General features: G+C 72.4%; 14 protein-coding genes. 4 read left to right on the forward strand and 10 right to left on the reverse strand.

The window, feature by feature from the left end; all coding sequences use genetic code 11:
* Positions 1–72 precede the first annotated feature (72 nt).
* The 4 genes from LRP67_RS04530 to LRP67_RS04545 all read right to left on the reverse strand — a co-directional run bounded on the left by LRP67_RS04530 (position 73) and on the right by LRP67_RS04545 (position 8297).
* Complete coding sequence (locus LRP67_RS04530; protein ID WP_231269008.1) at positions 73–3459, reverse strand: heterodisulfide reductase-related iron-sulfur binding cluster; 3387 nt, start codon at positions 3457–3459, stop codon at positions 73–75.
* A gap of 130 nt (positions 3460–3589) precedes the next feature.
* Positions 3590–6163, reverse strand: a complete 2574-nt coding sequence (locus tag LRP67_RS04535) for a hypothetical protein (RefSeq protein WP_231269009.1) — start codon at positions 6161–6163, stop codon at positions 3590–3592.
* Between the two features lie 29 nt (positions 6164–6192).
* The gene (locus LRP67_RS04540) at positions 6193–6984 is read right to left on the reverse strand and encodes an IclR family transcriptional regulator (protein ID WP_231269010.1); all 792 of its coding nucleotides are present in this window, start codon (positions 6982–6984) and stop codon (positions 6193–6195) included.
* Positions 6985–7031: 47 nt separating this feature from the next.
* A complete protein-coding gene (locus tag LRP67_RS04545; protein WP_231269011.1) occupies positions 7032–8297 on the reverse strand; it encodes a choice-of-anchor P family protein in 1266 nt (421 codons plus the stop codon).
* 193 nt (positions 8298–8490) lie between these two features.
* Between LRP67_RS04545 and hutH the strand changes: the two genes are divergently transcribed.
* The 3 genes from hutH to LRP67_RS04560 are packed head-to-tail and all read left to right on the forward strand — an operon-like array spanning position 8491 to position 12753.
* Positions 8491–10050, forward strand: coding sequence for a histidine ammonia-lyase (hutH, locus tag LRP67_RS04550; protein WP_231269012.1), 1560 nt, complete (start codon positions 8491–8493; stop codon positions 10048–10050).
* On the forward strand, positions 10047–11735 hold the full coding sequence (gene hutU / locus LRP67_RS04555; protein ID WP_231269013.1) for a urocanate hydratase: 1689 nt from the start codon (positions 10047–10049) through the stop codon (positions 11733–11735). Before hutH ends, hutU begins: the two co-directional genes overlap by 4 nt.
* A gap of 4 nt (positions 11736–11739) precedes the next feature.
* Positions 11740–12753 (forward strand): M48 family metallopeptidase, encoded by a 1014-nt coding sequence (locus tag LRP67_RS04560; RefSeq protein ID WP_231269014.1) that lies wholly within the window; start codon positions 11740–11742, stop codon positions 12751–12753.
* Positions 12754–12832: 79 nt separating this feature from the next.
* Here LRP67_RS04560 and LRP67_RS04565 read toward each other — a convergent pair whose 3' ends face one another.
* The 4 genes from LRP67_RS04565 to LRP67_RS04580 all read right to left on the reverse strand — a co-directional run bounded on the left by LRP67_RS04565 (position 12833) and on the right by LRP67_RS04580 (position 15873).
* Positions 12833–12976: a hypothetical protein gene (locus LRP67_RS04565; protein WP_231241831.1), complete on the reverse strand. Its 144-nt coding sequence runs from the start codon at positions 12974–12976 to the stop codon at positions 12833–12835.
* A 131-nt stretch (positions 12977–13107) separates the two neighbouring features.
* Positions 13108–13986: a CoA ester lyase gene (locus LRP67_RS04570; RefSeq protein WP_231269015.1), complete on the reverse strand. Its 879-nt coding sequence runs from the start codon at positions 13984–13986 to the stop codon at positions 13108–13110.
* Position 13987: 1 nt separating this feature from the next.
* Positions 13988–15091 carry a CoA ester lyase gene (locus tag LRP67_RS04575; protein ID WP_231269016.1) on the reverse strand — a complete coding sequence of 368 codons (1104 nt, stop codon included), beginning with the start codon at positions 15089–15091 and terminating at the stop codon, positions 13988–13990.
* Positions 15092–15336: 245 nt separating this feature from the next.
* A complete protein-coding gene (locus LRP67_RS04580; protein WP_231269017.1) occupies positions 15337–15873 on the reverse strand; it encodes a DUF1992 domain-containing protein in 537 nt (178 codons plus the stop codon).
* A 56-nt stretch (positions 15874–15929) separates the two neighbouring features.
* On the opposite strand from LRP67_RS04580, the gene LRP67_RS04585 reads away from it, so the two are divergent.
* Complete coding sequence (locus tag LRP67_RS04585) at positions 15930–16673, forward strand: dienelactone hydrolase family protein (protein ID WP_231269018.1); 744 nt, start codon at positions 15930–15932, stop codon at positions 16671–16673.
* On the opposite strand, the gene LRP67_RS04590 is transcribed toward LRP67_RS04585, so the two are convergent.
* Positions 16630–18129 (reverse strand): MFS transporter, encoded by a 1500-nt coding sequence (locus tag LRP67_RS04590; RefSeq protein ID WP_231269019.1) that lies wholly within the window; start codon positions 18127–18129, stop codon positions 16630–16632. The genes LRP67_RS04585 and LRP67_RS04590 overlap by 44 nt on opposite strands.
* Positions 18126–19466, reverse strand: coding sequence for a M20 family peptidase (locus LRP67_RS04595; RefSeq protein ID WP_231269020.1), 1341 nt, complete (start codon positions 19464–19466; stop codon positions 18126–18128). The genes LRP67_RS04590 and LRP67_RS04595 overlap by 4 nt, the downstream gene beginning before the upstream one ends.
* Between the last annotated feature and the right edge of the window lie 74 nt (positions 19467–19540).

Here is a 19540-nt window from a genome sequence, read left to right on the forward strand (position 1 = left end):
CCCCGCGCTGGTTGTTTAATGGTGGGGGGGCTACCCCCCTCACCTGTCCCGTGCCCCCCACCGCGTTGTTGCTCAGAGGTCGAAGAGGGACCCGGAGTCGCTGATGTCGACGTCGGTCTTCGGCTGGTGGGCCGCGCCGGAGCTGCTGGGCTTCGGCTTCTCCTCGGGCTCGGGCTCGGCTGCGGGCTCAGGCTGGGGCTCTGTTTCGGGCTCGGGCTCGGGCTCTGCTTCGGTCTCGGCCTCCGGCTCCGGCTCGGTCGGCTCGCTCGCGAGGGAGGTCGCGGCCGCGCTGAGGGCGGCGCCCGGCGAGGTCGTCGTGGGCTCCTCCTTCGCGGGCTCCTCCTCGACGACGTCCGGCTCCGGCTCGGCCGCTGCCTCCGGCTTCGCCTGGGCGGGCGGGACCGTCTTCGGGGCGGCGGCGGGCTCGGGCGCCTGGATGTCGAAGAGCGACCCGGACTCGGGGATCGCCGACGCGGGTTGCGAAGCGGCGCCGGACGAGGCGGGCTCGGGCTCGGCCCTTGCCTCCGGCTCGGCCTTCGCCTCCGGCTCGGGCTCGGGGTCCGGCTGGGCCTTCGCCGCGGGGGCGGCCGGCTCGGGGGCCTCGAGGTCGAAGAGCGACCCGGACTCGGGGATCTGGGTGGCGGGCTGCGCAGCGGCACCCGAGGAGGCCGGCGCGGGCTTCGCCTCGGGCTCCTGCGCCTGCTCGGCGACCTCGGGCTCCGGCTCGGCCTTCGCCGCGGGGGCGGCCGGCTCCGGGGAGGCGATGTCGAACAGCGAGCCGCCACCCGAGCCCAGGTCCGCGGCGGGCTTCGCCGCGGGCTCGGGCTCCATCTTCGCCTCGGGGGCGGCCTTCGCCTCTGCCTTCGCCTCTGCCTTGGTGTCGGTCTTGGCGTCGGGCTTGGCCGCCTCCGGCTCGTCGCCGCCGAGGTCGAAGAGCGAGCCACCCGTCTTCTCGGCGGGCTTCTCGGCGGGCTGCTGTGCCGGCTTCTCCGCCTCCGGCTCCGGGTCGTCGAACAGCGAGGACTTCTTCTCCGGCTCGGCCTTGGCCTTCGGCTCGTCGGCGGTGGCCGCGTCCGGGGCGTCGAAGAGCGAGGAGCCGCCCGAGGCCTTGGCCAGCGGGCCCGCGTCCTCGGTGTCGACGACGGTGTTCTCGGTGATGGTCTCGTCCCCGGCCTCGGGCTCGGCCTTGGTGGCCTCGTCCTTGTCCTGGGCAGGAGCCGCCTTGGCGGCGGGTGCGGCGGCCCCGGCGCCGGGGGCGAGCTTGGTGGCCTGCTCGCCCTTCACGGAGGCGAGCAGCATCTGCGCGACGTCGAGGACCTCGACCTCCTCGCGGGCCTCCCCCTTGGCCTGGGCCGCGGTGAGGCCGTCGGAGAGCATCACCCGGCAGAACGGGCAGCCCACGGCGATCTGGTCGGCGCCGGTGCCGACCGCCTCGTTGGTGCGGTTGACGTTGATCCGCTCGCCGGTGTTCTCCTCCATCCACATGCGGGCGCCACCGGCGCCGCAGCAGAAGGACCGCTCGGAGTTGCGCTCCATCTCGACGAACTCCGCGCCGGGCAGGATCTGCAGCAGCTCGCGGGGCGGGGAGTAGACCCCGTTGTGCCGGCCGATGTAGCAGGGGTCGTGGTAGGTGATCGAGCGCTTGTGCGCGCCGGCACCGTCGTTGACCGGGGTCAGCTTGCCCTCGCGCACCAGCCGGTTGAGCAGCTGGGTGTGGTGGACGACCTCGAGCTCGATGCCGAACTCGGAGTACTCGTTCTTCAGGGTGTTGAAGCAGTGGGCGCAGGTCGACACGACGGTCTTGGCCTTCGCCTCCTTCAGCGTCTCGACGTTCTGCTGGGCCAGGCCCTGGAACACGAACTCGTTGCCGGCGCGGCGAGCCGGGTCACCGCTGCAGGTCTCGCCGTTGCCGAGTACGCCGAAGCTGACGCCGGCGATGTCGAGCAGCTCCGCCACGGCGCGGGTGGTCTTCTTGGCGCGGTCCTCGTAGGCGCCGGCGCAGCCGACCCAGAACAGCCAGTCCACCTCGTCGAGCGACTCGATCGACTCGCCGACGACCTTGACCTCGAAGTCCAGGCCCTTGGCCCAGTCCATGCGCGCGTTGGGCGACATGTTCCAGGGGTTGCCCTTGTTCTCCAGGCCCTTGAAGAGGCCGTTGAGCTCGGCGGGGAAGTTCGACTCGACGAGGACGGCGTGGCGGCGCATGTCCATGATGTGGTCGACGTGCTCGATGTCGACGGGGCACTGCTGGACGCAGGCGCCGCAGGAGGTGCAGTTCCACAGCACCTCGCTGTCGATGACGGCGGCGCCGCTGTCGGGCATGTAGAACCAGTCGTCGCCGGTGTCGCCGACCAGCGGCCGCTCGACCTCCTTGGTGAGGGTGTCGTTGCCCTCGAGCAGGGCGGCGCGGGAGTCCTCCCCGTCGGCCTGGAGGTACGGCGCCTTCGCGAACGCGTGGTCGCGCAGCGCCGTGATGAGCAGCTTGGGGGAGAGCGGCTTCTCGGTGTTCCACGCGGGGCACTGCGACTGGCAGCGGCCGCACTCCGTGCAGGTCGCGAAGTCCAGGATCCCCTTCCAGCTGAAGTCCTCGACCGCGCCGACGCCGAGCTTGGCGTCCTCGTCGAGGTCGTCGATGTCGTCGAGGGTGATCGCCTTGCCGTCCGAGGTGAGCGGCTTCATGGCGCCGAGCGCCGTACGGCCCGACACCTCGCGCTTGAAGAGGATGTTGAACGGCGCGGTGAAGCGGTGCCAGGCCACGCCCATCGTGGCGTTGAGGCCGAGCACGATCATCCAGGTCATCGAGATGACGATCTTGACCATGGCGACCAGCCAGATCAGGTTCTCGAGGGTGCTCGGGTCGGTGTCGACGAACGCCTGGCCCAGCCACTGCGTCAGCGGGAAGTGCAGGGCGCTCTGGTACTTCTCCTCGGCGAGCCCGTACTCGAGCAGGCGCAGGCCGAGGATGCACAGGCCGACGGTGAGGATGACCCACTCGACGAAGTAGCCCTGCCACATCGTCGAGCCGTAGAGGCGCCCCTTCTCGCCGCGCACCCGCTCCTTGGGGCGCGTGGCCCGGTAGACCATGAACGGGATGATCGCCGCGAGCATGCCCCACGCGAAGGCCTCGGTGAGCCACTCGAACGGCGGGAAGTGCCCGATCAGCGGCAGGATGAAGTGGGCGTCGAAGAGCTGGCCGTAGGCGTTGACCAGGGTGAAGAAGAGCAGGCCGAAGCCGACCATGATCACCCAGTGGGCGACGCCGACCTTCGTCCACTGGAGCATGCGCGTGTGCAGCAGCATCTCCTTGAGCATCGTCAGCACGCGCGCACCGAGCTGGTCGGTGCGCCGTGCGGGCTGCCCGATCCGGACGGTGCGGACGATGAAGGCGATGGTGCGGGTGAACAGCGCCAACCCGACGGCGGTGAACGCCAGCGAGACGACGATGGCGACAATCTGCATGCGCGAGAGCTCCTCGACGGTTCGGTGCCCGCGCGAAGCCACGGGCCGTGGCGAGCCTAAGGCTCCGAGGGCCCCACGTCAGTGCCGCCTCTCGTGAGATGAATCTTACCGGCGGGTAACCAATGCGGCGTCAGCGCAGCCGGACGACTCGTCCCGCGCGGTTGAACCTCACCGTCATGACCGCCTTGCGCTTCGTCGCCGTCGTGGCGCAGAAGCGGTAGTCGAGACCGAGCCGCTGGTAGGGCTGGCCCACGGCGCGCATCACCGCCCGCGTCGTCATCCCCGGGCGGAGGAGACGCTTCACCCGGGACATGCTCATGCGCAGGCCCGGGTTGCGGCACGAGTCGGGGCGGATGCCCTGGGCGCGCTCCCACATCTGCAGGTAGGCCTCGGCGCCGCGCGACATGTCGTCCACGATCGCCGAGCCCTGGCGGCCGGCGACCTTGCGCAGGTCCTCGACCCAGTCGGGGTACAGGCCGTACTGCGCGACGCCGTCGCGGTTGATGTCGAAGACCCGCTCGCCGGCCCTTTGGCGTTTGACGCTGACGCCGCCCAGCCCGCGGAACGGATAGCGCACCTTGTTGGCGACCGTCGCCCCACGAGGGGCGCCTTGCGCGCCTAGCCCGTTGATGTCGGCGCCGAAGCCGAAGCCGAAGTAGTAGCGCTTGTCGGCCCACCCGAGGTGGCGGCGCCACTTGCCGACGAACCCGGTGGAGTCGCCGGCGTACGGCGTGATGAAGCCGCCCAGCTTGTAGATGCGGGGGTAGGTGTCCGGCGTGGACCAGGAGTGGCTCGAGATGATGCCGGGGTAGTTCATCCGGTCGATCTGGTCGACCGCCGCCTTGCGGGCCTTCACGCTGAGGTGGTCGGGGTCGAAGATCATCCGGCGTTTCGCCAGGCCGGAGATGGTGTGCTCCCCGAGCGTGGTGAGACCGCGCGCGTTGCAGTGGGCCGGCGGCCCGTACACCGGCACGGCGGGCAGAATGCCGCCGAAGACCTGCCCGATCGCGCCGAAGAGCGCGTCCTGCTGCTGGGCGTCGATCTCCGGGACGGCGTACTGGGCGTTGTCGTGGCTCTCCCCGTCGGCCGGCTCGCAGTGGCGCATGTTCCAGAAGGTCCCGGTCTCCAGGAAGTTGGCCGCGTTGACGATCACGCCGGTCGTGCCGGCGTCGCCGGCGACCCCGGCCAGGGCGTTGTCGAACTTGTTGACCAGCTCCATCTGGCGCACGCCCATCTGGTGGACCTCGTCGAGCTGGCGGTCGATCTCGGCGGCGCTGCACGCGGCGACGTCCTGCGTGCCGACCTGCTTGAACGTGCAGCCGAAGGGGATGCTGGTCTCGATGCCCATCACCACCGCCATGCGACCGGAGTTGATGACCTTGCGGGCCTGGAACGGGTCGGTGACGATCCGGTAGAAACCCTTGCCGGGGCCGCCGTACTGCGCGTCGATGTAGTCCTGGAACTTGCGCATCTGGCGGGCCTGCAGGCGGATCGAGTCCATGTCGTCGCAGGAGTTGCGCTTGAGCGGGTAGATCTCGCAGAGCTTGTTGTTCTCGACCAGCAGGTTGACGAAGAGCCGCTGTCCGCCGCGCCAGGCGCGCTCCATCCACCGGTAGTAGGTGCCCTCGTGGGTCAGCGAGTCGGGGGCCGGCCAGTCCCTGAAGGTCGGCCAGCCGACCGGGTCGTGGCTGGGCTCGCCGGAGAGCACGGTCTCGAGCAGGGAGCCGTTGCCGCCGGTGACCCGGTGGTCCTCGCAGTCGACCAGCGCGTACGGCGCGCCGTAGCGGTCCCAGGGCTTGCCGCAGTGGGCCTCGCCGCCCAGGAACTCGAACGCCATCCCGTGGGTGTGGGCATCGACGAAGCCACGCACCTCCTGGATCGAGGAGACGCCGCCGTGCGGTTTGCCGGTGATGTCGATGCCCGACTCGGGATAGGCCGCGCAGCCCGTCACGCGCTCGAGCCGGAAGCCGGTCGGCGCGGTGCCGACGTCGAGACGCCCGTCGGTGATGCGCAGGTGGCGGCCGCCGCCGAGCGAGAAGGTGAAGTGACGCCCCGGCCTGCGCACGGTCCAGTCGGCCTCGGGGCTGGGCGAGGCGGCCAGCCCGGCGCCGCCGCCGGCGACCCGGGCCAGGAAGTCGCGCTTGGCGCCGTAGACCAGGTAGCTGCCCAGATCGGTGGCCTTGAAGTAGAACGGCGCCGCCTTGGCGCGCCGGACGTTGCGCAGCGCCAGCCCGGAGGACGTGCGCGTGACGTAGCGGCCGGTGACGGAGTGCATCGCGTAGCAGCCTCCGGCCATCGCGTAGCGCGTCTGCGGGAGCACGGTGCGCTTGCCCATGAGGGAGACCCGGGTGAGCTGGGGGTCGGGCAGGCGGCGCTGGGCGGCGGCGTAGGCCGCGTTGGCGCGGCGCTCGTCGGCGGTGGTCGGGTCCTGGGTGTCCGCGCCGGCCTCACCGGCCCGGGAGACCGCGTTCTTCGTGGCCGGGTCGTCGTGCGAGTGCGGCGGGGTGCCCGGCGGGTCCACGTGCGGCAGCGACTCCAGCGCGGCTCGCAGGGCGCTCGCCCGCTGGGCGTCGTACTCCGCGCGCAGCGTGCGTTCCCGGTGCCCGAACGACGGCATCGACTGCAGTGCCCCGACCAGCAGCGCCCCGGAGGCCACGGCCGCGCAGATGAGCTGACGGCGAGCTCGGGGATCGGTGCGGCGCATCAGCTCTCCTGGGTCGGGTGGCCACAGGATCACCCACGGGGTGGCTCCTGTCGAGGGACCAACGGGCGAGTCGGCGCGACGTCACGCCCGCCGATCCGGCGCGTCAGGGACGCCGCGACCGACCGGACCTCCTCGCTGAGCCCCGCACGCGCTCCGGGGTAGGTCAGGGCGACGGCGGCCACCGGGTGAGCGTTGTGGTCCAGGACGGCGGCCGCCACGCTGGACATGCCCAGCGTCACCTCGCCGTCCTCGGTGGCGTGCCCGGCCCGGCGTACCTCGCTCAGCAGCGAGCGCAGCGCCGCGGGCGTGCGGGGACCGCGGCCGGTGCGGTCGACGAAGTCGGCGGCCCCCGGATACAGCGCACGGACCTGGGCGGGCGGCAGCGCGGCCAGCATGGCCCGGCCGCTGGCGGTGAGGTGCGCGGGCAGGCGGACGCCGATGTCGGTCACGAGCGGGGGCCGGGCAGGGGCGCGCTCCTCGAGCACGTAGAGCACGTCGCGGCCGTGCAGGACCGCCAGGTGGGCGGACTCGCCGGTCCGGTCGACGAGCGCGGCCAGCGGGTGCCGGGCGAGGCGCTGGAGCGGGGCCTGGCGGGAGTAGCCGCTGCCCACCTCGAACGCGGCGAGGCCCAGGCCGTAGCGCCGCTCCTCGGCGAGATGGACCACGAAGCCCTCGGCCACCATCGCCGCCAGCAGGTGGTACGCCGTGCTCCGCGGGAGGCCGCAGGCCCGGCTGATGTGCTCCAGGGGGACCGGGTCGGGCTGGCTGGCGAGGTAGCGCAGGACCCGCAGCGTGCGCGTGGCGGCGGGCACCTGGGGCATGCCAGGAGTCTGCCCGACCCTGGCGCGCCGGGTCGGGCAGACTCAGGTCAGCGGCGGATCTGGAGCTCGGCGACGCCCAGGTCGATGACCGCGCCGGAGCCGTCGAGCAGCGTCAGGCGGGCGCCGACGACCGCGAGGCCGTTCTTGATCCGGCGGACGACGCCCCGCTGGATCTTGAGCACGCCCGGGATCTCGATGACGCCGGACTCGGGGAACTCCTGAGCCTCGCCGTTGACCACCAGGTTGCCGATGCGGCTGCCCTTGGCGTTGCGGATCAGCCGGTCGCCGACCCGGGTCACGTTGGCCCGGCCGACGACGCCGTTGAGGATCACCGCGCCGTCGGCGGCGACCACGCGTCCGACCGTGCCCTGCTCGTAGGCGGTCGCGCGTCGCTGGGTCTGGCGGCCCATCTGCCGGGTGCTGAGGGCCCGCGCGCTGAGCACATCGGGGATGCCCACCCGGGCGGTGGAGTTGCCCAGCTCCTTCCCCTTCGTACCGGGGCAGGGCAGGATCGCGAGCGGCGTGCGCCCGACCTTGACGGTGTCGTCCAGGCCGGTGGCGCGGATGCCGGCGGAGAAACCGCGGAAGGTGCCGAATTTGGCGCCACCTTGGATCTTGGCCCTGGCGTGGGCGATCGTCGTGCGGGTGGCGGTGGGCAGCACCGAGATGTCGATGCCGTCGGTGGTGGCCTGGACGCCGTTGGTGAGCCTCTTGGTGACGCCGCTCCCGATCCGGATCGTCGCCAGGCCGGGGATGACCACCGGCTCGCCGGGCGCGGGCAGGTCCAGGACCTGCGGCTCCCCGGTGGCCGGCGTGAAGACGATCCTCGCCACGCTGGACCGGGTCTCGGTGCGATAGCGGCGGCCGTCGTGGAAGGCCCGCGCCTGCGAGCGCACGCCCTCCAAGGTGAGCGAGCCGAGCCCGCCCTGCGCGATGACCACCTCGGCGACCCGCTGGGTGGCGTACGACGAGACGACGCGGCCCTTCTTGGCCGTCCAGAGGCGGGTGCGGATCCCGCTGAGCGTGCCGAGGCCGGGCAGGGCGGTGTCCTCCACGAAGTTGCCACGGGCGACGCCGGCCCGGTTGGTGCAGCCGATGACCGAGTAGGCGGTCGCGTCGCCGGAGCCCACCGGCACCTCCCCGCCGCTGGCCCGGCTGCCGAAGCCGGAGGCGAAGAGGGCGAAGTCGGTCGGCACCGGTTTGGCGGCCGCGGCGGGCGCCGGTGCGGCCGAGGTCGTCGGGCCGGCGGCGGTCAGGGCGGCTGCGAGGCCGATCGCCAGCACGGCGGATGGAATGCTCAGAGGTCGCTTCATGGGAGCTCCTAAGCGGGAGAGGGGTCCCGTGCCCGAAGAACGGTTCAAGGGGGTCAACGAGCGGGACGAGGTTGCGTTACCCACGTCGTTCGGTGAACGTGCGTCCACCCGACCTCGGTGTCGTCTCGGATCCGAGACGCTCGCACGTCGCGCGGGGCTGTCGCTGGTCCGGCGCCGGGCGTTGGATGGCGGCATGAGCAGCTCCCCGGTCGTGGTCGAGGTCGGTCCCCTCAGCATCGAGGACGTGGTGGCGGTCGCCCGGCACGACACCCCGGTGATGCTCGGCGACGCGGCCCTGTCGGCGCTGGCTCGTGCGCGCGAGGTGGTCGAGCGCCTCGCCTCGGCGCCCACCCCCGCCTACGGCATCTCGACCGGCTTCGGCGCGCTGGCCACCCGGCACATCCCGAGCGACCTGCGCGCGCCGCTGCAGCGCTCGCTGGTCCGCTCCCACGCGGCGGGGTCGGGGCCGGAGGTCGAGCGTGAGGTCGTGCGGGCCCTGATGCTGCTGCGCCTGTCCACCCTGGCGACCGGCCACACGGGCGTCCGGGTCCAGACCGCCCGACTCCTCTCGGACCTGCTCAACCACGGCATCGCACCGGTCGTGCGCGAGCACGGCTCGCTTGGCTGCTCCGGCGACCTGGCCCCGCTGTCGCACTGCGCGCTCGCGCTGATCGGCGAGGGCGCCGTGCGTGACGCGGCCGGCGTGGCGATGCCCGCGGCGCAGGCCCTGGCGGCGGCGGGACTGGCGCCCGTCGAGCTGGCGGCCAAGGAGGGTCTCGCGCTGATCAACGGCACAGACGGGATGCTGGGGATGCTGGCGCTCGCCGTGTCGGACCTGCGCCTGCTGCTGCGTACGGCGGACATCGCGGCCGCCATGTCGGTCGAGGCCCAGCTCGCGACCGACCGGGTCTTCGCCCCGGAGCTCCAGGCGATCAGGCCGCACCCCGGCCAGGCGCGATCCGCCGCGAACCTCCTGCGGCTGCTGGGCGGCTCCGGCGTCGTCGCCTCGCACCGAGGGCCGGACTACCACCGGGTCCAGGACGCCTACTCGCTGCGCTGCGCCCCTCAGGTCCACGGCGCCGCGAGGGACACCGTCGAGCACGCCGCGGTGGTCGCCGGGCGGGAGCTGGCCAGCGCCGTGGACAACCCAGTGGTCCTCGCCGTGCCCGGCGAGGAGGGGCGCGTGGAGTCCAACGGCAACTTCCACGGCGCGCCGGTCGGCTACGTGCTGGACTTCCTCGCGATCGTGGCGGCCGACGTGGCGAGCATGAGCGAGCGCCGCACGGACCGGTTCCTCGACCGGGCGCGCAGCCACGGGCTGCCGCCCTTCCTGGCGCACGACCCCGGAGTGGACAGCGGGCTGATGATCGCGCAGTACACGCAGGCCGCCGTCGTCTCGGAGCTGAAGCGGCTGGCGGTGCCGGCCTCGGTCGACTCGATCCCCTCCAGCGCCATGCAGGAGGACCACGTCTCGATGGGGTGGGGGGCGGGGCGCAAGCTGCGCCGCGCCGTCGACGGGCTGACCCGCGTGGTCGCCATCGAGGTGATGACCGCAGCCCGGGCGCTCGACCTGCGCGCCCCGCTGACCCCGGCGCCCGCCACCGCTGCCGTCGTACGGCTGCTGCGGGCACACGGGGTCGAGGGGCCGGGTCCGGACCGGCACCTGTCGCCGGAGATCGAGGCCGCCGTGGCGCTGGTCGGCTCCGGCGCGGTCCTGAGCGCCGTACACGACGTGATCGGAGAGCTCGCATGAGCGACAACCCCCGCCTGCCCGTCCGGGCCGCCCGCGGCAGCGCGCTGACCGCGAGGTCGTGGCAGACCGAGGCGCCGCTGCGGATGCTGATGAACAACCTCGACCCCGACAACGCCGAGCGGCCCGAGGACCTCGTGGTCTACGGCGGCACCGGCCGGGCCGCGCGGTCGTGGGAGGCCTACGACGCCCTGGTGCGCACGCTGAGCACGCTCGAGGACGACGAGACGATGCTGGTGCAGTCGGGCAAGCCGGTCGGGGTGATGCGCACGCATCCGTGGGCGCCGCGGGTGCTGATCGCCAACTCGAACCTGGTGGGGGACTGGGCCAACTGGGAGGAGTTCCGCCGGCTGGAGGACCTCGGCCTCACGATGTACGGCCAGATGACGGCGGGGTCGTGGATCTACATCGGCACGCAGGGCATCCTGCAGGGCACGTTCGAGACGTTCGCCGCCGTTGCGGACAAGCGGTTCGGGGGCACGCTGGCCGGGACGATCACCGTGACCGCCGGGCTCGGCGGCATGGGCGGTGCGCAGCCGCTCGCGGTGACGATGAACGACGGCGTGGTCATCTGCGTGGAGTGCGGCGCCGAGCGCATCGCGCGCCGCCTCGAGCACCGCTACCTCGACGTGCGCGCCGGCTCCGTGGCGGAGGCCGTCGACCTGGCGGTGGCGGCGCGCGACGAGCGGCGGGCCCTGTCGATCGGGCTGCTCGGCAACGCCGCCGAGGTGCTGCCCCGGATGCTCGCGGACGACGTACCGGTCGACATCGTGACCGACCAGACCTCCGCCCACGACCCGCTGTACTACCTCCCCGTCGACACGTCCGTCGACGAGTGGGCGGCCGAGCGGGAGGCGGACCCCGCCGGCTTCACCGCGCGTGCGCGCGAGTCGATGGCGGCGCACGTCCGCGCGATGGTGGGCTTCCAGGACCGGGGTGCCGAGGTGTTCGACTACGGCAACTCGATCCGCGACGAGGCGCGCCAGGGCGGCTGTGAGCGGGCCTTCGACTTCCCCGGGTTCGTGCCGGCCTACATCCGGCCGCTGTTCTGCGAGGGGAAGGGGCCGTTCCGCTGGGCGGCGCTGTCGGGCGACCCCGCCGACATCGCGGCCACCGACCGCGCCCTCCTCGACCTGTTCCCCACCAACGAGCGGCTGCGGCGCTGGATCACGATGGCCGGCGAGCGGGTCGCGTTCCAGGGACTGCCCGCTCGGATCTGCTGGCTGGGCTACGGCGAGCGCCACCTGGCAGGGCTGCGGTTCAACGAGATGGTCGCCTCGGGCGAGCTGACGGCGCCGATCGTGATCGGCCGCGACCACCTGGACTGCGGCTCGGTCGCCTCGCCGTACCGGGAGACCGAGGCGATGCTCGACGGCTCGGACGCCATCGCGGACTGGGCCGTGCTCAACGCGCTGGTCAACACCGCGTCGGGGGCCAGCTGGGTGTCGTTCCACCACGGCGGTGGCGTGGGCATGGGCCGCTCCCTGCACGCCGGGCAGGTCTGCGTCGCCGACGGCACCGACCTCGCCGCCGCCAAGATCGAGCGGGTCCTCACCAACGACCCCGCCATGGGCGTCATCCGCCACGTCGACGCCGGCTACCACCGCGCCGTCGACGTCGCCGCCGACCGTGGCGTCCGCATCCCGATGGCAAGCCACCTCAGGGACAGGCCGCCCGTGACAGAGTGACGCCGTGACCTCTCAGCCGGCCCGGTCGCGGGCGACTCTGACCGACATCAGCTCCCGGGCCTGGGAGCACCCCGCGGACCGGGGGGCGCTGGTGGCGCTGCGGCGGCTCAAGGGGTTCGACACCGTGCTGAAGGCGGTGTCGGGGATGTTCAACGAGCGGGCGTTCCGGCTGGTGTTCCTCGGGTCGGCGGTGCGCGTCGACGAGCGGCAGTTCCCGACGCTGCACCACCTGCTGCTGGACGTGGCCCGGGTCCTCGACGTCCTGGAGGTCCCCGAGCTGTACGTCGCCGCCAACCCGATCCCCAACGCGATGACCGTCGGCATGAACAAGCCGTTCATCGTGCTCAACTCCGGGCTGGTCGACCTGCTCGACGAGGACGAGCTGCGTTTCGTCATCGCCCACGAGGTCGGTCACGCCGTGAGCGGTCACGCGGTCTACCAGACCCTCCTCCAGCGGCTGCTGCAGCTGACCGGGCTGCTCAACAGCCTGCCGCTGGGCGCGCTCGGCGTGCGCGCGATCGTGGCCGCGCTCTACGAGTGGTCGCGCAAGGCCGAGCTCTCGGCCGACCGCGCCGGCCTGCTCGCCACGCAGGACCCGGCGACGGCGTTCCGGGTGCACATGCAGCTGGCCAGCGGTGGCCACCTCGACGAGCTGGACACCACCTCGTTCTTCGCGCAGGGCCAGGAGTACCTCGACGCCGTCGACCTGCGCGACTCGGTGCTCAAGCTGCTGCTCGTCGAGAACCGCACCCACCCCTTCGCCGTCGTCCGCGCCGCCGAGCTAAGGCGCTGGGTGGACTCGGGCGAGTACACCCGCTTCCTCGCCGGCGACTACCCGCGCCGCAGCACCGACGGCGACGCCAAGGTCAGCGACGCCGCCAGGGCGGCCGCGGCCAGCTACGCCGAGGCCTTCCAGCAGACCCAGGACTCCCTGGGCAAGCTCGTCCACGACCTCGCCGGCGTCGCGGGCAGCGTCAAGCTCTGGCTGGACGAGAAGCTGCGCCGCGACACCGACTGAGGGAGCCGCGTCGGGGCGCCGCGCGTACGCAAAAGACCCCCGGCCGACAGGCCGGGGGTCCTCGCAGGGTGGAGCTGGGTCAGAAGACCCGACGACGCGAACCGCCGATCGGGACCAGGTTCAGGATCAGCCCGACGACGAGCAGGATCGCACCGATCGTCGTGAGCACCGGGATGCTCGCGACGAGGCCGATGATGAGCAGGATCAGACCGAGTACAACCATGGAGATAACCACCCTTTCAAGAAGTGTCACCCAAGCGTTGCCCGGTGGCGAACCGCTTGAAACACTTTTGTGGGACTTTTTGTCCGCTCAGCGTAAGGTGGTGATCCAGATCATCGTTATCCGGACAGATTTTACTCGTCTGGATGTAACGCCTGGATGGTCTCGTGGATCGCGAGCGTGCGGCGCGCGGACTCCACGTGCAGGCTCTCGACCATGCGCCCGCGGTAGGTGACCACGCCGGAGCCGCGGCCGTCCTCCCAGGCCTGGAGCACGCCGCGCGCGTCCTCGACCGCCTGGTCCGAGGGCGCGAACGCCGCGTTGGCGCCCTCCACCTGCCCGGGGTGGATGAGGGTCTTGCCGTCGAAGCCCATCTCGCGTCCCTGCTGGCACTCGGCCAGGAAGCCCTCGGTGTCCTTCACGTCGTTGTAGACCCCGTCGAGGATCGCCTTGCCGGTCGCTCGCGCCGCGAGCAGCGACAGCGACAGGCCGGTGAGTAGCGGGTGCCGGCCGGGCACGTGCTCGGCGTACAGCTCCTTGGCGAGGTCGTTGGTGCCCATGACCAGCGCCGTGAGCCGCTCCGAGGCGCCCGCGATCTCCTCGGCGTGCAGCATCGCGACCGGCGTCTCGACCATCGCCCACAGTGTGGTCCGCTCGGGTGCGCCGTGCCTCTCCATGGCGTCGACCAGCGTCCGTACGGCGTCGGCGCTGTCGACCTTGGGGACGACGATCGCGTCCGGGCCCGCGGCGCAGGCGGCCGCCAGGTCGTCGGCGTGCCACTCGGTGTCGGCGGCGTTGACCCGGATCGTCACCTCGCGGCGGCCGTAGGCGCCGCTGGCAGCGGCCGCGCAGGCGGCTTCGCGGGCGTCGGGCTTGGCGTCGGGGGCGACCGAGTCTTCGAGATCGAGGATCAGGCCGTCGACCGGCAGGGTCTTGGCCTTCTCCAGCGCCTTGGCGTTGGAGCCCGGCATGTAGAGGACCGAGCGGCGGGGCCGGAAGGTGGGGGTGTCCATGTCAGGCCTCCGCGGGGGGGATGGCGTCGTACTGCGCCTTGAGCTCGGTGTCGATCTCCGAGAGCTGCTCGGCGAGACGCACCATCACCAGGCACTGCTTGAGGGAGGCATCGTCCTCCATCTTCCCGTCGAGCATCACCGCGCCGGTGCCGTCACCCATGGCGGCCACCACCCGCCGCGCGTGCGCGACGTCCTCGACGCTGGGGCTGAAGACCCGGTTGGCGATGGCGATCTGCTTGGGGTGCAGGCTCCAGGTGCCGACGCAGCCCAGCAGGAACGCGTTGCGGAACTGGTCCTCGCACGCCACCACGTCCGCGATGTCCCCGAACGGCCCGTAGTAGGGGTAGATGCCGTGCATGGCGCAGGCGTCGACCATGCGCGCGATCGTGTAGTGCCACAGGTCCTGCTGGTACGTCGCCCGGGGCGCCTCCAGGTTGGCGACGCCGTCGGCGCGAGGCGGGTCCTCGCGGACCAGGTAGCCGGGGTGGCCGCCGCCCACGCGCGTGGTCTTCATCCGCCGGTCGGCGGCGAGGTCGGCCGGGCCGAGGCTCAGGCCCTGCATGCGGGGGCTCGCGCCGCAGATCTCCTCGACGTTCGCCACGCCGCGGGCGGTCTCGAGGATCGCGTGGACGAGGATCGGGCGGTCCAGGCCGGCCTTGGCCTCGAGCTGCGCGAGCAGCCGGTCGACGTAGTGGATGTCCTCGGCGCCCTGCACCTTGGGCACCATGATGACGTCGAGCTTGGCGCCGATCGCGGGCACCAGCGTGGTCAGGTCGTCGAGCGCCCACGGGCTGTCGAGACTGTTGATGCGGGTCCACAGCTGGGTCGGCCCACTCTGCCCTCCGAGGTCGGCGGTGTCCTGGGCGATCCTCACGAGACCCTCGCGGGCGGCCACCTTGTTCTCGGCCTTGACCGCGTCCTCGAGGTTGCCCAGCAGCACGTCGACGGTGCCGACCATGTCGGGGATCTTCGCGGCCATCTTGGCGTTGCTCGGGTCGAAGAAGTGGATGGCCCGGCTGGGCCTCGCCGGGATCTCGGTCAGAGGGGTCGGCGCCCCCACGGCGAGCGGGCGGAAGAAGTCCTTGGCGCTGCGTGACGCGGTCATGGCCCGGAAAGTATCAGCGGCCGGTCGCTGCGGGTATGACCCATCTCTCGCGCGGTGGCGGGGCCGTGGGGTTGAAAGGGGGGCCCGGGCACAAAACCCCACCACCCCCCCACAACAAAAACCGGTTCTCACCCTTCTCTGGGGGGGTGGGGGGGCCGTGCGTTTCCCCGGGTGCCCGGTGAAACTCACGCCTCCCGCACGAAGCATCACACCGACAGCGTGAGTTCCATGCCCACGGTGGGACGTCAGAGACGCCGGCGCCGCCACCAGCGACGGGGCGGGGCCGGGGACTCCGGCTCTGCCGCCACCTCTGCCGCTCGGGCCGTACGGCGGTCGGCGCGGCGCCGGTGCCACGCGGCGACGGTCTCGTCCACGTCACGCGGCATGGTGACCAGCGGCGGCTGGCCGTCCTGGGGGGAGTAGCGGGCCCGCATGACGCGGGCGTTGAAGTCCTCGACCTCGCGCCGTACCTCGGACTCGGCGAAGAGCCCGTCGAGCAGGGCGTCGAGTTCGGCGTCGTCCTTGCGCAGCTGCAGCGAGGGAGGGAGGACCGCGATCCGCTCGCGCTCGACGAGCTTCTTGAGCCACCAGTCCGGGTCGTGGTGGGCGCCCAGGTCCTGGATCGGCTTGCCGGCGCCGGGCAGGTCGTCGAAGGCGCCCTTCTCCATGGCGACGCGGATCTGCTGGTCGACCCAGGTGTGCTGGTGGTCCATGCGCGCGCGGGCGGCGGCGCGGTCGCGCTTGCGCTGGTCCTGCTCGGGACGGTCGGTCGGCTCCGGCATCTCATCACCCCGACCCCCAGGATAGGAGGGGGCCGGTCGCCCCTAGCGTGGACGACATGGACCTTCTCGACCTGCCCGCGGCCGACGGCACCGCCGAGGCCTACCTCTCGCGCCCCGCGTCGGGCTCCGCCCCGGGCGTGCTGCTCTTCATGGACGCGATCGGGCTGCGACCGCAGATCCAGGAGATGTGCGACCGGATCGCCGGCTGGGGCTACGTCGTGCTCGCGCCGAACGTCTTCTACCGCGAGGGCTCCGTGGCCGAGCTTGCGCCGCGCGTCGACCTGCGTGAGCCCGGTGGACGCGAGGAGTTCTTCGCCGGCGCGATGCCCCGGGTGCACCGACTCACCTCGGACCTGGCCGTGCCCGACATCGCCGCCTACGTGCAGACGCTGCGCGGACTGCCCGGGGTCGCGGAGGGGCCGATCGGGGTCACCGGCTACTGCATGGGCGCGCGGCTCGCCGTGCGTGCCGCGACCTCGCACCCGACGCTGGTCACGGCCTGCGCCGGCTTCCACGGGGCCGGCCTCGTGACCGACGCCCCCGACAGCCCGCACCTTGGGCTCTCCGCGGCGCGTGCCGAGTTCCTCTTCGGCCACGCCCACGAGGACGCCTCCATGCCGCCCGAGGCGGTCGAGGCGCTGGGCGCGGCCCTGGTCGAGCACGGCCTGACCGCGGCCAACGAGGTCTACCCGGCGCCGCACGGCTACACGATGGCCGACACCTCGGCGTACGACGAGGCCGCCGCCGAGCGGCACTTCACCGAGCTGCAGGCGTTGTTGGCGCGGGCCCTTCCGGCGTGAGCCCGTCCCCCGGGTGAGCCCGGTCGGAGAACGCGTGCTTCGGGGCCGCCAGGAGCGAGAGCGCCGCGAGCAGGGCGGCGACGGAGCACACGGCCCAGACCGTGAGGTAGCCCGAGAGGGGCGCCTCCGCCTCGGTCACGCCCTCGATGCCCTTGCTGGCCAGGGCGATCGCGAAGATCGAGGAGGCGATGGCTCCGCCGACGGTCTTGGTCGCGTTGGTCATGCCGGTGGCGAAGCCGGTGCGGTCCGGCGGCGCGGCGGCCGCGGCGGCGGCCGGCAGGGCGGCCACCAGGGCCCCCGAGCCGAGGCCGGCGATCGCCATGTTGAGCAGCGCCTGAGCGGTGCTGTCGTGGAAGGGGATCCACAGCGCGTAGCCCAGCGCCACCAGCAGGCACGACACCATCAGAGCGCGACGCACGCCCAGCCAGCGCGAGGTGAGCGGCAGGGTGAACGCCCCGATCGCCAGCGTGACGACGTAGACGCCGATGAGCGTCGAGACGAACGCCGAGTCCGCGCCGAGGCCGTAGCCGCGCTCGGCCGGGTCGGCCTGGGCGAAGGTCGACAGCGGGATCTGCCCGCCGAGCACGGGGATGCCGAAGAGGAACGCCGTCGCCTGGATCGGCCACTGGCGAGCGGTGGCGAGCAGTCGGACGTCGACGATCGGCTCGGCCTGGGCAGACTCGTAGTGCCAGAACGGCACCAGCGCCACCAGCCCGGCCAGCACCAGCAGCCATGCCACCGGGCTGCCGACCCCTTCCAGCCGCAGCACCACGAAGCCACCCATGACCAGCGCCAGCGCCAGCGTGATCAGGCCCAGGCCGGTCCAGTCGATGCCGCCCGTCGCCTCCCCCGGGGTGTGCTCGACGCCGGCCCAGATCACGAAGAACACCGCGGTGACCACCATGGCCGGGACCGCGAGGATCAGGTTCATGTCCAGGGACTCCACGAGGATCCCGCTACTGAGCGCGCCGACGATCACCGAGAGCTCCAAGGCGCCCACCAGCACGGCGGCCCCGCGCCGGGTGAGCAGCTCCTGCCGCCCCGAGTCGCGGGTGCGGCGGTGGATGATCGAGACCTCGAGCGGCAGCCAGACGACGTACGCGCCCTGCAGCGCCCAGCCGATCAGGAAGGTCTCGAACGACGGCGCGAACGCCAGCGCCCACGAGCCCACCGCCGTCACCGCGGTCGAGAGCAGCAGCACCCGCTGGTGGCCGATCAGGTCGCCGAGGCGCGAGAGCAGGGGCACGCACAGCGCGCTGACGATCAGCTGGGCCGCCTCGAACCAGTTGACGTCGCCCTCGCTGATGCTGAGGTGGTCGGCGATCTGCGGGAAGATCGGCGTGTAGTAGCCCTGGAGCACGCCGCTTGCCACCTCGACGGCGACCAGGAAGCCGACGACCAGTCCGAGGCCCTTCGCCGCCTGCCTGGTGCGTGGGTCCGGGGTAGGACCGCTCATCCGGGGATCCTCTCGATCAGACGCTGGTACCAGCGGACGCCGTCGACGAAGGCCTCGACGCCCAGGTGCTCGTCGTAGGAGTGGATGGACTGGCGCTGGGCCTTGGTCATGCGAAACGGCGCGAAGCGGTAGACGCGCTCGCAGATCCCCGTGAAGAAGCGCGAGTCGGTGGCCGCCATCATCACGTACGGAGCCGGCACGGCGTCGGGGAACACCTCGGCGATCGTCGCCTCCAGCAGCTCGAACGCGCCGTCCATGGGGGAGACCGGGCTCGGCTCGTTGCGCTCGACGACGTCGATCTGGACCTCGTCGTCGGCGACGGCGGCGCGCACGTGCTCGAGCACGTCGGCGACGGTGTCGCCGACCATGATCCGGATGTTGACCCCCGCGCGCGCCGTGGCGGCGATGACGTTGAGGGCGGGCGAGCCGGACAGGGTCGTGACCGCGAACGTCGTGCGGGTCATGGCGCTCGTCTCGGGGCCGGCGGCGAGCAGAGCGCGCGTCAGGAGCGGCTTGAGGCGGGCGGCGTTGGCGAACACCGGGCGCAGCGGCAGCGGACCGTGCGGCGCCATGCGGCGGAACAGCTCGATCGTGGGCGACGGCGTCCGTGGTGCCATGGGGACGCGGTCGAGCCGCACGATCGCGCGGGCGATCCGCGCGGTCGGGCCCATCCGGGTCGGGGTGCTGGCATGGCCGCCGCGGCCCTCGACCCGCAGCTCGAGGGAGGTGACGCCCTTCTCGGTCAGGCCGATGACGCCGATGGGCGCCTGTACGCCGGGGAACGCCTCGCTGGCGACGGCCCCGCCCTCGTCGAGCACGAACCACGGCCGTACGCCGCGGCGCGTGAGCTCCTCGACCGCCAGGACCGCCGACGTGCCGGACACCTCCTCGTTGCAGCCGAAGGAGAGCCAGAGGTCCTGGGCGGGGACGAAGTCGCGCTCGAGCAGGGTCTCGACGGCCTCGCAGATCGCGACCAGGGAGCCCTTGTCGTCGAGGGTGCCGCGGCCCCAGATGCTGCCGTCGACGAGATCGCCGCCGAACGCAGGGTGCTGCCAGGTGCCCTCGACCGGGACCACGTCGAGGTGGGCCATGAGGACCACGGGCCGCGCGGCGCTCGTCCCGGGCCAGTGGAAGAGCAGCCCGTGGGAGTCGACGCGGGTCAGCTCGAGCCGCTCGTGCACCACCGGGAACTGGCGGGCGAGCTCGGAGAGGAAGGCGTCGAATGCCGCGGTGTCGACCCGGTCCGGGTCGCGGTCGCTCACGGTGGGGATCCGCACCAGGGCCTGCAGCTTGCCGACGGCGCGCGACGGCTCGGGCTCACCCTCCCTCAAGGACATGGCCGGGAGGCTACTCGCTGCCGTCCGGTCTCGGATGCGAGACGGCTGCGCGGGGCCGGGGCTTGCCGGCGGTG

The organism is Nocardioides sp. cx-169 (genome assembly GCF_021083605.1).
Classification (GTDB): Bacteria; Actinomycetota; Actinomycetes; order Propionibacteriales; family Nocardioidaceae; genus Nocardioides.

Bases quoted from the DNA above. Each gene is read 5' to 3' on its own strand.
- LRP67_RS04530 (WP_231269008.1), bottom strand. From the start codon at position 3,459: ATGCAGATTGTCGCCATCGTCGTCTCGCTGGCGTTCACCGCCGTCGGG.
- LRP67_RS04535 (WP_231269009.1), bottom strand. From the start codon at position 6,163: ATGCGCCGCACCGATCCCCGAGCTCGCCGTCAGCTCATCTGCGCGGCC.
- LRP67_RS04540 (WP_231269010.1), bottom strand. From the start codon at position 6,984: ATGCCCCAGGTGCCCGCCGCCACGCGCACGCTGCGGGTCCTGCGCTAC.
- LRP67_RS04545 (WP_231269011.1), bottom strand. From the start codon at position 8,297: ATGAAGCGACCTCTGAGCATTCCATCCGCCGTGCTGGCGATCGGCCTC.
- hutH (WP_231269012.1), top strand. From the start codon at position 8,491: ATGAGCAGCTCCCCGGTCGTGGTCGAGGTCGGTCCCCTCAGCATCGAG.
- hutU (WP_231269013.1), top strand. From the start codon at position 10,047: ATGAGCGACAACCCCCGCCTGCCCGTCCGGGCCGCCCGCGGCAGCGCG.
- LRP67_RS04565 (WP_231241831.1), bottom strand. From the start codon at position 12,976: ATGGTTGTACTCGGTCTGATCCTGCTCATCATCGGCCTCGTCGCGAGC.
- LRP67_RS04570 (WP_231269015.1), bottom strand. From the start codon at position 13,986: ATGGACACCCCCACCTTCCGGCCCCGCCGCTCGGTCCTCTACATGCCG.
- LRP67_RS04575 (WP_231269016.1), bottom strand. From the start codon at position 15,091: ATGACCGCGTCACGCAGCGCCAAGGACTTCTTCCGCCCGCTCGCCGTG.
- LRP67_RS04580 (WP_231269017.1), bottom strand. From the start codon at position 15,873: ATGCCGGAGCCGACCGACCGTCCCGAGCAGGACCAGCGCAAGCGCGAC.
- LRP67_RS04585 (WP_231269018.1), top strand. From the start codon at position 15,930: ATGGACCTTCTCGACCTGCCCGCGGCCGACGGCACCGCCGAGGCCTAC.
- LRP67_RS04590 (WP_231269019.1), bottom strand. From the start codon at position 18,129: ATGAGCGGTCCTACCCCGGACCCACGCACCAGGCAGGCGGCGAAGGGC.
- LRP67_RS04595 (WP_231269020.1), bottom strand. From the start codon at position 19,466: ATGTCCTTGAGGGAGGGTGAGCCCGAGCCGTCGCGCGCCGTCGGCAAG.